Raw genomic sequence first — 11,572 nt, 5'->3', positions numbered from 1 at the left:
CCGGCGCATACCATCAATGCGCCGGCGTGCATGCAAAATTCTCGCGAAATTACCGCAGGTATTTCTGCAGATTTCGATAAAATCGAAGTCGAATTCGATAAAAAACTACAACAAATCCAACATTACTTATAGTTGACTGACAATCTACGGTTGTGCGAATTTCTGTCAGTTCAATGCGAAAGCAGGTCCCATGGCCCTGGTGAAGTCCTCCGAATTGCGCGACGGCACGAAGCATGTGGCGGTTGCCCCGCCGAGTGCGGGCGAATCGCTTGCGAAATCCCAGACCGCAAACGCGAAGGCCGCCCAGCGCCGCCCTGTCCGCACCTTCGCGCGTCAGCAGAAAGCCGCCGAGCGCGTCGCTTCCGCCACCACGCAGGTCTCCAGCGGCATCAGCGAGGCCAGCTCCGCGGCCGAAGAACTGCGCCGCTCGATGGAGCAGATCAGCGCCGGCGCCGAGGAAGCGTCCGGGGCCGCCGAAGAGTCCATGCAGGCGGTGCGCCGCATCGGCATCAGCATCGGCCGCTCCCGCGATAACGCCGAGCTGTCGCAGAGCAAGACCGATTCCCTGCAGACCCTGGTTGCCAGCGTCAACGGCCAGATCACCGCGAGCCTCGCCAGCATCGGCCGCGCCGCCGAGCGGCAGATCGCCTCCGTCGCCATGGTCGCCGAGCTGGAAAAGCAGGCCGCCAATATCGGCGAGATCGTCAAGGCGGTCGCCCGCATCGCCGACCAGACCAACCTGCTCGCCCTGAACGCCGCCATCGAGGCGGCGCGTGCCGGCCAGCACGGCAAGGGCTTCGCCGTGGTCGCCGACGAGGTGCGCACCCTCGCCGAGACCTCGGAAAAGAGCGCACGCGACATCCAGACCCTCGTTGCCGAGATCCAGCGCGAGGTCACCACCATCTCCGACGGCATCAACAAATCCGCTGCGGCGACCGGCGCCGAGGTCGAGAAGGGCCGCGTCGTCACCGCCCAGCTTGAAGTCGTGCGCACCGACATGGCGGAGATCCTGCGCGGCGCCCGCGATATCCTCTCCGCCTCCGAGGAATCCGCGCGTGCCGCCACCGAGGCGCAGAAGGGATCGGAAGCCGTCGCCGCCGCCGCCGAGGAACAGTCCGCCGCCTGCCAGGAAGCGCTGCGCACCGTCGAGCAGCAGAGCAACGCGCTGACCCAGAGCGAGCAGGCCGCGACCGAGTTGTCCGAACTGGCCGAGGAACTGCGCAACAGCACCAGCATCGCCAAGAGCGCGGAAGAGGTCGCCGCCGCGGCCGAGGAGCTGTCGGCCGCCGTCGAGGAAATCAACCGCGCCGCCACCCAGATCATGGCGGCGATCGAGCAGATCAACCGCGGCGCCCAGCAGCAATCCGCCGCCACCACCCAGTCCGCCGCCGCGATCACACAGATCGAGCGCGGCGCCCAGATCGCCAACACCCGCGCCGAAGCCGCCATGGAAAAGGGAACGGCCATGGCCGAGGCGCTGCGCGACAACCGCGCCAGGGTCGACGAGATGATCGCCGGCGTGGAGCAATCGGTCGCGGCCAGCGCCGCCTCGCGCGAGCAGATCAACGGGCTCGACCAGATGGCCCGGCGCATCGACAAGATCGTCGATGCCATCACCACTGTCTCCATCCAGACCAACATGCTGGCGGTGAACGGCAGCATCGAGGCGGCGCGCGCCGGCGAGTACGGCAAGGGCTTCATGGTGGTCTCCACCGATATCCGCAACCTTGCCCGCGATTCCTCGGAAAATGCCGAGCGGATCAAGGATCTGGTGAAGTCGGTACAGGACCAGATCGTGCGCGTGCGCCGCGACCTTGAAGAGATCGCCACCGCTGCCAGCGCCGAGGTCGAGCGCAACAAGTCGATTACCACCAACCTCACCACCATGGCCGCCGACATGGTAATCATCCTGGATGGCAACCGGGAGATCGCGACGGGCTCCGCCGAGATCCTGGCCGCGCTGGCGGAAGCGAAGAAGGGGGTCGAGCAGATCTCGGCCGCCGCCACCCAGGCCAGCCAGTCGGCATCCCAGGCCGCCCAGGCCACGCGCGAGCAGGCCAAGGGTGCCGAGGAACTGGCCGCCGCCGTCGAGGAGATCGCCTCGCTCGCCGACGAGATCCAGAACAGCGAATCGTGAGGCAACGCGAGCAGGGCGCGGCGCCAGGCCGCGATCCGACACGGGATTTCATCTCATGAGCGAAGCGTTGACCACGACCGCCGGCCGGCAGTTCGTCACCTTCTGGGTCGATGGCGAAATGTTCGGCGTTCCCCTCGCCGAGGTGCAGGAGATCATCCGCATGCCCGGGGTGGTCCACGTGCCGATGGCACCTTCCAGTCTGGAAGGGATCGCCAACCTGCGCGGGGCCGTCCTGCCCGTCACCAGCCTGCGCCGCCTGTTCGGCATGACCGAGGCCGAGCACAACGACGCCACCCGCGTCGTCGTGCTCAACCGCGGGGCCCTCTCGGGCTTCGTCGTGGACCGCATGGCCAGCGTGATCAGCCCGGAGGGCGACGAGATCGAGCCGGCCGAGGCGATCGGCAGCGCCGTCTCCTCCGACCTGCTGCAGGGCATGATCAAGCGCGACCAGCGCATGATCATGCTGCTCGATCCCGCAAGCCTGGGGGTGCGCGGTGCGCTGCAGACCGAGCGCCGCCAGACTGGCGGCGCCGCCGCCACGGAAGTCGCGCAAGGCACGGCCACGGCAGCCGTCACGCGCACCGATCGCGAGCTGCAACTGGTCTCCTTCGAGGTGGCCGGCCAGGAATACGCCTTCCCGATCGCCGACGTGCAGGAAATCGTGCAGGTGCCACCGCGCATCAGCATGGTGCCGCGCAGCGACGTGCACGTGATCGGCGTGATGACGCTGCGCAACCGCCTGCTGCCGCTGGTGTCGCTGCGCAGCATGTTCGGCATGCCGCAGCCGGCCCTGGCCGAGCACAACCGCATCGTCGTTGTCTCGGTCGGACGCAACCGGGGGGGCGAAGAGATCGCCTCGGTCGGCATCGTCATGGATGCCGTCAAGGAAGTGCTGCGGGTTTCGCTGTCCCTGGTGGACGCGGTGCCGCCGCTGCTGTCCAGGAGCGGGCATGCGGCCGATCTTGAATCGATCTGCCGGCTCGAGGATGGGCGGCGCCTGGTCACCATCCTCTCGGCGCAGAAGATGTTCGCGGGCGCGGATTTCTCGGGCATCGCCGCAGAAGCGGCGACCGTGCAGGCGGAGGGAGATGGCAGGGTGGCACAGGCAGAGACCGAGGCGGTCGACGAGGAAGAACAGTTCGTCGTCTTCCGGCTCAGCAACGAGGAATACGGCGTGCCGATCGGCGCGGTGCAGGAGATCGTGCGGGTCCCGGACGAGCTCACCCGCGTGCCGCGCACGCCCGATTTCATGGAAGGCGTGGTCAACCTGCGCGGGGTAGTGTTGCCGGTGGTCGACCAGCGCCGCCGCTTCGCCCTGCCGGACATGGCCCGCAACGATCGCCAGCGCATCATGGTGCTGATGGTGGGGCACGCAAGGACCGGCTTCATCGTCGACAGCGTGGTGGAGGTGCTGAAGGTGCCGCGCAGCACGATCGGCCCGGCGCCGCATCTCTCCGAACAGCAGCGCCTGCTGATCGACCGCGTCGCCAATCTCGAGCGCCAGAAGCGCATGCTCCTGCTGCTGCAGCCGGAACGGCTGCTCAGCGTGGACGAGCAGCGCTCGGTCGAAGCGCTCTGAGCCGGCGGAACGACGATCATGCCGGGCTCTCCCCTGCGCGTCCTCGTGGTTGACGACTCCGCGCTGATGCGGCGCCAGCTTCGCCAGATGCTGGAATCCGCGGGCGACGTCGTCGTCCAGCACGCGCGCAACGGGCATGAGGCGCTCGAACAGATCCGCGTGTTCAACCCGCAGGTGGTCACGCTCGACGTCAACATGCCGGAGATGGACGGCCTGACCTGCCTGCGCCGGCTGATGCGCGAGGCGCCGCGCCCGGTGGTGATGGTCTCCTCCCTCACCGCCGATGGCGCCGAAGTCACCGTGCGGGCACTGGCACTCGGGGCGGTCGACGTGGTGCTCAAGCCCGACGGTACGGTCTCTTCCGGCATCGACCGGGTGCGGACCGAACTGCTGGCCAAGGTGCGGACCGCCGCGCGTGCCAGGCTGCGGCCGATGCGCCTGGAAGAATCGCTGCGTGCCGAGCGCACCGCGGTGTCCGCGCGCCACCGTGCCGCCCTGCAATCGCCGCGCGACCTGGCCGGAGTGGTGCTGATCGGCGTTTCCACCGGCGGCCCGCGGGCGCTCGAGGACATCCTGCCCGACCTGCCGGAAGGCTTCCCCTATGCCGTGGTGATCGCGCAGCACATGCCGGCGAGCTTCACCGGATCGCTGGCGCGGCGGATGGACGGGCTGTGCGTGCTGCCGGTACAGGAAGTGGCCGCGCCCACCCCGCTGCGCGGTGGCGCCATCTTCATCGGCCGCGGCGAATCCGACGTGGTGATCGAGCGCCGGCTGGGGCGGATCGTGGCCAATGCCGTGCCGCCCGACCAGAGCCCATGGCATCCCAGTGCCGACCGGATGGTGGCCTCGGCCATGGAGCATCTGCCGCCGGCCCGCCTGATCGGTGTGCTGCTGACCGGCATGGGCAATGACGGCGCCGAGGCGATGACGGCGCTGCACCGTCGCGGCGGGCGCACCATCGCCGAATCGGAGCAGACCGCGGCGGTCTTCGGCATGCCGGCCGAGCTGATCCGGCGCGGTGGCGCCACCGAGGTGCTGGCCTGCGACCGCATCGCCGCGCACCTGGCACAGTGGATGAGGATGTGATGGGCCCGCCAACCAACCAGTGCCAGGGCACAGACCTGCCCTTGTCTTTGACCACCTACGTGTCTTTGACCACCCAAGCGGATCCGGTGTGACATGGCGTTTCTGAAGGCGCGTGCCGGGAACGGGACGTCCCCCCGCGCGCGGCAGCGATCGATGGCCGACCTCGTGGTCGAGCTCACGGCCGCGGACAACGATGTCCGCCGTGCCGCCGCGCGCGAGATCGCCGAACACCCGGGTGCCGGCGAGGCAACCGACGCCCTGGTCGCGGCCCTCGCCGCCGAGACGGTGCGGCCGGTGCAGGAGGCGCTGCTCGGCGCGCTGACCGCGGTGGCGACGCCGGCCGCCATCGATGCGCTGGTGAAGGAGCTCGCGCGCGAGGATGCCTGGCTACGCAACGCGGTGATCGTCGCGTTGCAGGAAATCGGCCCGCCCGCCGCGGCAAGCGTGCGGGCCCTGCTCGACCATGCCGACCCCGACCTGCGCATCGCCGCGCTGGTCACCTTCGCCGGCATGCGCGATCCCGCCGCCGTCCCCTGGGTGATCGCGGCGATGCAGCGCGACACCGAGGTGAACGTCTGCGCGACCGCGGTGGAGACGCTGGAGCAGATCGGCAGCGCCGAGGCCATCCCGGCCCTGCAGGAACTGGCCCGGCGCTTCAACAACGAACCCTTTCTCGTCTTCGCCGCCGAGGCCGTGTGCCAACGTCTGGCAGGCGGGTCATGAATCCGGCCGACATCGTCATCACCGACGGCGAGTTCGCCCGCTTCCAGGAATTCTTCTACCAGAAGACCGGAATCGTCTTCGGTGACACCAAGCGCTATTTCGTCGACCGTCGCCTCGCCGACCGCATCGTCACCACCAAAACCGGCTCCTTCGCCGACTACATGACGGCGCTGCGCTTCTTCGATCCCAGAGCCGAGGAACTGCAGAACCTGATCAACACCATGACGGTGAACGAGACGTATTTCTACCGCGAGGAATACCAGTTCCGCTGCCTGGTGAACGCAATCCTGCCGGAAGTGACGCATCACCGCCGGCGCGAGGAACCGCTGCAGATCTGGTCGGTACCCTGCTCCACCGGCGAGGAGCCGTACTCGATCGCGCTGTACATGCTGGAAAACTGGCACGAAGTGGACGACTGGGACATCCGCATCCTCGCCTCCGACATCGACACGCGCGTTCTCGAGCACGCACGCCGCGGCATCTACGACGCACGGGCGCTGCAGAATCTCTCGCCGGCCGCGCGGATGCGCTACTTCACCCGCACCGGCGAGGCCAGTTGGCAGATCGTCGAGGACCTGCGCAACTCGGTCGAGTTCCGCAAGACCAACATCACCTGTACCGCCGACATGCGGCGCTATCGGGACATGGACGTGATCTTCTGCCGCAACCTGCTGATCTACTTCGACGACGCGTCCCGCCGCCGGGCCGCCGAGGCGTTCTACGAGGCGCTGCGGCCGGGCGGGTTCGTCTGTCTCGGGCATTCGGAATCGATGAGCCGCATCTCCTCGCTGTTCACGGTACGCAAGTTCCAGGACGCGATCGTCTACCAGCGGCCGATGTGAGGGAAACATGGGAACCCGCGTTCTCGTCGTGGATGATGCCGCCACCGTCAGATTGTTCTATCGGGGCGTGCTCACGGCCATCGGCTGCAAGGTGGACGAGGCCTGGAACGGCGCCGAGGGGCTGGAGAAAGCCCTGCGCGACCCGCCCGACCTGATGCTGGTGGACGTCAACATGCCGCATCTCGACGGCTACGGCTTCCTGCGCGCGGTGCGCCAGGAACCCGAGCTGCAGGCGATCCCGGCGGTGATGATCAGCACCGAGAGCACCGCCGCCGACGCGGCGCAGGCCTACGCGGTCGGCGCCAACATGTATCTCCACAAGCCCGTCCGTCCGGAGCGCCTGTCCGGGCTGGTGCGGGTGCTGCTTGGGATGCCGCCCGCATGAACCCGCTGCTCGAGCAGTTCCTGATCGAGGGACGCGACCTGCTGGACGCCGCCGGCGCGGCCCTGCTGGATCTGGAACGCGCCCACGCCGACGCGGCGGCGATGAACTCGCTGTTCCGGGCCGTGCACACGCTCAAGGGCACGTCCGGCCTGTTCGAGATGGCGCCGCTGACCTCGCTCGTGCATGCCGGCGAGGACCTGCTGGCGCAGTTGCGCAGCACCGGCCGGCCGATCACGCCGGCCATGGTGGACCTGCTGCTGGCCGCCTTCGACCTGACCCGGACCTGGCTGGAGGCGATCGAGCGCAGCGGTGGCGACCTGCCGGCGGAAGCGGCCGAGGTGGCGGCGACCCGGGCGCAGGCCATTCGCGCGCTGATGGACGGTGGCGACGGCCCGGCGGCCGCGTCCGCCGGCGGCACCGCCGCGCCGCATGCGCCGCCCGCCTGGGTGGCCACGCTGCCCCCCGCCGAGCTGGCCACGGCGGAAGCGGCGGCCCGCGCCGTCGATCGCGACCTGGTGGCGGTCGAGTACTGCCCCGATGCGCAATGCTTCTTCCGCGGCGAGGATCCACTGAACCTGGTGCGCCAGGTGCCGGAGCTGGTGGCGCTGCAGGTGTTGCCACCGCCGGCCTGGCCGGCGCTCGCCGAGATGGACGCCTTTGCCTCGGCCCTGTCGTTCCGCCTGCTCTGCACCGCCCCGCGCGAGGACGTGCAGCACCTGTTCCGCTACTGCGAGGACGTGGCGATCTCCGCCTTCGCCCCGTCGCAGGCGCCACAGCCCGATGCCGGCGTCGTCACCGAAGTGCTGGCCAGCCAACTGCATCTTCTGGACGTGTCCTGCGAACCGGAATGCCTGCCCGGGCGTGCCAGCGCGATCGGCATGCTGCTGCGGCGGGTGATGACGCATCTGGGCCGGGCGCTCGACGAAGCCACCCTGGGCTCGGCGGTGCGACAGACCGCGGAAGGCCATCCGGAAGCGCTCGCGGCGCTGCTGCGCGAGGTGCGGGCCCCGGCCGCCCCGCCGCCCCTGCCCCCCCTCGCCGCTGCTGCCGCCGCCGGTGGCACCGCCGTCGCCGCCGACCCGGCCGAGGCGCCGGCCCCCTCGCCCGAGCTGCGCAGCGCGCCGGTAACCCTGCGGGTCGACCAGTCCAAGATCGACGTGCTGATGAACCTCGTCGGCGAGCTGATCGTCGCCAAGAACAGCCTGTCCTACCTCGCCCGCAAGGCTGAGGCGGGCGCGAGCGCGCGCGACCTCGCGCGCGACATCAAGGACCAGCAGGCGGTGGTGCACCGGCTGGCCGAGGAGATGCAGTCCGCGGTGATGGCGATCCGCATGCTGCCGGTCAACCACGTGTTCCAGCGCTTCCCCCGCCTCGTGCGCGACCTCTCGCGCCGGCTCGGCAAGCAGGTCGACGTGGTGCTGGAAGGCGAGGAGACCGAGGCCGACAAGAACATGATCGAGGCGCTGTCGGATCCCTTGCTGCACATGATCCGCAACAGCCTCGACCATGGCCTGGAATCGGCCGAGGAGCGCATGGTCGCCGGCAAGAAGCCGCATGGCACGCTGCGGCTGGCCGCCGAGCAGCAGAACGAAACCATCGTGGTGACGGTCAGCGACGACGGGCGCGGCATCGACCCGAAGCGGGTGCGCCGCAAGGCGGTGGAGCGCGGCCTGCTCGACGACGCGGCGGCCGAGGCCATGCCGGACGAGGAAGCGCTGCGGCTGGTGTTCCGCGCCGGCTTCTCCACCTCCGAGCAGGTCTCCGACCTCTCCGGCCGCGGCGTCGGCATGGACGTGGTGCGCTCGACCGTGGAGAAGGTGGGGGGCTGGGTGGATCTCTCCAGCAAGCCCGGCCAGGGCACCACGGTGCGGATGACGCTGCCGCTGACCATGGCGGTGACGCGCATCATGACCATCGAATGCGCCGGCCACCTGTTCGGCATCCCGATGAACACGGTCGTCGAGAGTGTGCGCCTGCCGGCCAGCGCGGTGCACTGCATCCGCGGACAGGAAGCCTTCGTGCTGCGTGACCGCATCGTGCCGCTGCTGCGCCTCGATCACCTGCTCGAGTTGCCGGTGGCGCCACAGGCCGCCGCCCGCGAGGACGACCCGGTGCTGGTGCTGCGCGCGGGACAGGCCACCGTCGGCCTGGTCATCGACGCCTTCCGCGAGCGCATGGAAGCGATCGTGCGCCCGCTGGAAGGGATGCTCTCCGGCCTGCGCGGCTTCGTCGGCACCACGCTGCTGGGCGACGGGCGCGTGCTGCTGATCCTGGATGTCGCGGAGCTGGTGTGATGCCGATCCTGATCGAGGGCGACCTCGCCGTGCTGGATGGAACCTGCACCGTGGAAGAAGCCGAGCCGCTGCTGGACTGGGTGCGCGGCACCGCCACCCCCGCGGTCGATCTGTCCGGCTGCAGGCACCTGCATGCCGCCGTGCTGCAGGTGCTGCTGGCGGCCCGCCCCCGGCTTGCCGCCGCCGCCACCGACCCCTTCGTGGCGCGCCTCTGCGCCGAGCTTCCCCCCGCCATACCCCGTCAGGAAGGATCCACCCCATGAAGCATGTCTTGCTGGTCGATGATTCGCCTACCCTGCTGATGAGCATGGCCTCGGTGCTGGAACGCAGCGGCTATGGCGTGACCAAGGCCGCTTCCGGTGAGGAGGGGCTGACGCAGATGCGCACGAAGCCTTTCGCCCTGGTCATCACCGATTACAACATGCCCGGCATCAACGGCGTGGAGATGATCCGCGAGGCGCGCCGCCTGCCCAATGCCCGGTTCACGCCGATGCTGCTGCTCACCACGGAATCCGAGCAGAAGAAACGCGATGACGCCAAGGCGGCCGGCGCCACCGGCTGGCTGGTCAAGCCGGTGCCGGCCGACAAGCTGCTGCAGGTGCTCAAGCAGGTGATCCCGGGAGCCTGAAATGCAGGGCGGTTCGATCTTTTTGCGTGTGCCACCCCGGACCGCCGCCACGCTTTCGGCGCTGAGTGCCCTGGCGCTTGCCGTGTACGGGGTTGGCAGCGGCCTGGGGCTCCCGGTGCTGACATTGGCGCTGTCCTCCTTCGCGGCCTCCCTGGCCGCCGCGCGTGCATTGGCCCCGGCCACGGCCTCGCCGCGGGACGGGACGGTGACCGCCACCAGGGCCGTGCCGGATGCCGCTGCCCCGCCGGCCAAGGCAGCACCACCGGATACCAACGCGGTCGCCGCGCAGATCGCCGTGTATCCCCGCTACGCCGCCATGCTGCGCGAGCAGATCGCCTCCGCCGTCGGCTGCACCGAGCAGGCCGCGATGGACATCCTGACCCGGCTGCAGGGCGTCGACGACAGCGCCTATGAACTGGTCCAACGGCTCAATGCCGCCGAGACCGCCACCCACGTGGCGATGCTGGACGTGCAGGAGCGGATGGCGGCCAACAATGCCGTCATCGACCAGCTGCGCGCGCATGTGCAGGCGCGCGATGCCGCCGCCGCCGACGCCGACCGGATGAACGGCGAGATCGTCACCGCCTTCGGCGGGTTCGACGACCTGCTGCGCCAGATCGAGGGCGTCGCCCGCCAGACCAACCTGCTGGCGCTGAACGCCGCCATCGAGGCCCATCGCAGCGGCGTGGCCGGCGCCGCCTTCGGCGTGGTGGCCGGCGAGGTGCGCCAGCTCTCCCACGGCACGACACAGATCTCCGGGCAGATCCGCGACCATCTCGACATGGTCCAGGCCCTGGTCGGACGGTTCCTCGACCAACGGGCCTTCGTGGTCCAGAAGGCGGAGGAGGAACGCGCCATGATCGAGGCGATCGTCGGCCAGATCGGCGCCACCGCCACAGGCGTCGGCAGCATCGCGACGGCACAGATCGAAGCCGCCACGGCCATGCGCGCACGGGCGGCGCAGATGCGCGAGCTGCTGCTGGAAGCGATCGCGAGCGTCCAGTTCCAGGACGTGACGCGCCAGCAGCTCGAGCATACCGCCGATGCGATCGCGCGCCTCGGCGATCACGCCGAGGCGGCGGCGAAGCTGGTCTGCAACCCCAATGCCGGCGTGGAACTGCCGCTGGTCGAGGCCATGATCGAGAGCGTCTACGCGTCCTACGTGATGGAGCAGCAGCGCGTCGCCCATTCCCGCGCGCTCGGCACGGGCGAGACCGGCGCCGCCGAGCCTGCCATCGAGCTGTTCTGACCCGTCAGGGTCAGGACAGCGCCACCTCGAAGCCGCGCCGCGTTCCCGGGCGCGCCATCATCGCTTCATACCAGCGCCGGACATGCGGGAACTCGGCGAGGTCGACCTGGTGGCGTTCGTGCCGCCAGACCCAGCCGACGATGGCGAAGTCGGCGATCGAGATCTCGCCGGCGAAGAATTCCACCTGCGCCAGCCGCCGGTCGGCGACGCCATAGAGACGGCGCGTCTCCTTGCTGTAGCGCGCCAGCCCGTAGCGCCGGTCCTGCTCGTCGGCCACCTGCAGGAAATGATGCACCTGACCCGGCATCGGGCCGAAGCCGCCCATCTGCCACATCAGCCATTCCAGCACCGGCACCTGCCGGCGCAAATCCGCCGGCCAGAACATGCCGGTCTTGGCCCCGAGATAGACCAGGATCGCACCGGATTCGAACACGGTGATCGGCGCGCCGTCCGGCCCGTTCGGATCCCGGATCGCGGGAATCCGGTTGTTGGGGCTGAAGGCCAGGAACTCCGGGTCGAACTGCGCGCCCTGGGTGATGTCGACCGGCCGCACCGTGTAGGGCAGGCCCATCTCCTCCAGGGCGACGCTGATCTTCCGACCGTTGGGGGTGTTCCAGGTCCAGAGTTCGATGCTCATGGCGCCGCGCGC

Annotated in this window: 11 protein-coding genes; 10 read left to right on the top strand and 1 reads right to left on the bottom strand. The window is 69.3% G+C overall.

Annotation, left to right across the window (positions count from 1 at the left end; all coding sequences use genetic code 11):
* The first annotated feature begins 190 nt into the window (after positions 1-190).
* The 10 genes from NBY65_RS13265 to NBY65_RS13220 all read left to right on the top strand — a co-directional run bounded on the left by NBY65_RS13265 (position 191) and on the right by NBY65_RS13220 (position 10,923).
* On the top strand, positions 191-2,137 hold the full coding sequence (locus NBY65_RS13265; RefSeq protein ID WP_150042840.1) for a methyl-accepting chemotaxis protein: 1,947 nt from the start codon (positions 191-193) through the stop codon (positions 2,135-2,137).
* Between the two features lie 55 nt (positions 2,138-2,192).
* The gene (locus NBY65_RS13260; RefSeq protein WP_150042841.1) at positions 2,193-3,716 is read left to right on the top strand and encodes a chemotaxis protein CheW; all 1,524 of its coding nucleotides are present in this window, start codon (positions 2,193-2,195) and stop codon (positions 3,714-3,716) included.
* An 18-nt stretch (positions 3,717-3,734) separates the two neighbouring features.
* Entirely contained in the window at positions 3,735-4,802 is a 1,068-nt protein-coding gene (gene cheB / locus NBY65_RS13255; RefSeq protein WP_150042842.1) for a chemotaxis-specific protein-glutamate methyltransferase CheB, read from the top strand.
* A gap of 93 nt (positions 4,803-4,895) precedes the next feature.
* Complete coding sequence (locus NBY65_RS13250) at positions 4,896-5,525, top strand: HEAT repeat domain-containing protein (protein WP_150042843.1); 630 nt, start codon at positions 4,896-4,898, stop codon at positions 5,523-5,525.
* A complete protein-coding gene (locus NBY65_RS13245; protein ID WP_150042844.1) occupies positions 5,522-6,367 on the top strand; it encodes a CheR family methyltransferase in 846 nt (281 codons plus the stop codon). The genes NBY65_RS13250 and NBY65_RS13245 overlap by 4 nt, the downstream gene beginning before the upstream one ends.
* Before the next feature lie 7 nt (positions 6,368-6,374).
* Positions 6,375-6,752: a response regulator gene (locus tag NBY65_RS13240; protein ID WP_150042845.1), complete on the top strand. Its 378-nt coding sequence runs from the start codon at positions 6,375-6,377 to the stop codon at positions 6,750-6,752.
* On the top strand, positions 6,749-9,046 hold the full coding sequence (locus NBY65_RS13235; protein ID WP_150042846.1) for a chemotaxis protein CheA: 2,298 nt from the start codon (positions 6,749-6,751) through the stop codon (positions 9,044-9,046). The genes NBY65_RS13240 and NBY65_RS13235 overlap by 4 nt, the downstream gene beginning before the upstream one ends.
* On the top strand, positions 9,046-9,309 hold the full coding sequence (locus NBY65_RS13230; RefSeq protein ID WP_150042847.1) for a hypothetical protein: 264 nt from the start codon (positions 9,046-9,048) through the stop codon (positions 9,307-9,309). Before NBY65_RS13235 ends, NBY65_RS13230 begins: the two co-directional genes overlap by 1 nt.
* Complete coding sequence (locus tag NBY65_RS13225; RefSeq protein WP_150042848.1) at positions 9,306-9,674, top strand: response regulator; 369 nt, start codon at positions 9,306-9,308, stop codon at positions 9,672-9,674. The genes NBY65_RS13230 and NBY65_RS13225 overlap by 4 nt, the downstream gene beginning before the upstream one ends.
* 1 nt (position 9,675) lies before the next feature.
* Positions 9,676-10,923, top strand: coding sequence for a methyl-accepting chemotaxis protein (locus NBY65_RS13220; RefSeq protein ID WP_150042849.1), 1,248 nt, complete (start codon positions 9,676-9,678; stop codon positions 10,921-10,923).
* 10 nt (positions 10,924-10,933) lie between these two features.
* Here NBY65_RS13220 and NBY65_RS13215 read toward each other — a convergent pair whose 3' ends face one another.
* Positions 10,934-11,560: a glutathione S-transferase family protein gene (locus NBY65_RS13215; RefSeq protein ID WP_150042850.1), complete on the bottom strand. Its 627-nt coding sequence runs from the start codon at positions 11,558-11,560 to the stop codon at positions 10,934-10,936.
* Positions 11,561-11,572: the final 12 nt, after the last annotated feature.

Source organism: Rhodovastum atsumiense, assembly GCF_937425535.1.
Taxonomy (GTDB): Bacteria; Pseudomonadota; Alphaproteobacteria; order Acetobacterales; family Acetobacteraceae; genus Rhodovastum; species Rhodovastum atsumiense.
The sequence above is the reverse complement of the archived record's forward strand: the minus strand, read 5'-3'. Positions and strand labels throughout refer to the sequence as shown.

Bases quoted from the DNA above. Each gene is read 5' to 3' on its own strand.
- NBY65_RS13260 (WP_150042841.1), top strand. From the start codon at position 2,193: ATGAGCGAAGCGTTGACCACGACCGCCGGCCGGCAGTTCGTCACCTTC.
- NBY65_RS13215 (WP_150042850.1), bottom strand. From the start codon at position 11,560: ATGAGCATCGAACTCTGGACCTGGAACACCCCCAACGGTCGGAAGATC.
- NBY65_RS13225 (WP_150042848.1), top strand. From the start codon at position 9,306: ATGAAGCATGTCTTGCTGGTCGATGATTCGCCTACCCTGCTGATGAGC.
- NBY65_RS13240 (WP_150042845.1), top strand. From the start codon at position 6,375: ATGGGAACCCGCGTTCTCGTCGTGGATGATGCCGCCACCGTCAGATTG.
- NBY65_RS13220 (WP_150042849.1), top strand. From the start codon at position 9,676: ATGCAGGGCGGTTCGATCTTTTTGCGTGTGCCACCCCGGACCGCCGCC.
- NBY65_RS13250 (WP_150042843.1), top strand. From the start codon at position 4,896: ATGGCGTTTCTGAAGGCGCGTGCCGGGAACGGGACGTCCCCCCGCGCG.
- NBY65_RS13235 (WP_150042846.1), top strand. From the start codon at position 6,749: ATGAACCCGCTGCTCGAGCAGTTCCTGATCGAGGGACGCGACCTGCTG.
- NBY65_RS13265 (WP_150042840.1), top strand. From the start codon at position 191: ATGGCCCTGGTGAAGTCCTCCGAATTGCGCGACGGCACGAAGCATGTG.
- NBY65_RS13230 (WP_150042847.1), top strand. From the start codon at position 9,046: ATGCCGATCCTGATCGAGGGCGACCTCGCCGTGCTGGATGGAACCTGC.
- cheB (WP_150042842.1), top strand. From the start codon at position 3,735: ATGCCGGGCTCTCCCCTGCGCGTCCTCGTGGTTGACGACTCCGCGCTG.
- NBY65_RS13245 (WP_150042844.1), top strand. From the start codon at position 5,522: ATGAATCCGGCCGACATCGTCATCACCGACGGCGAGTTCGCCCGCTTC.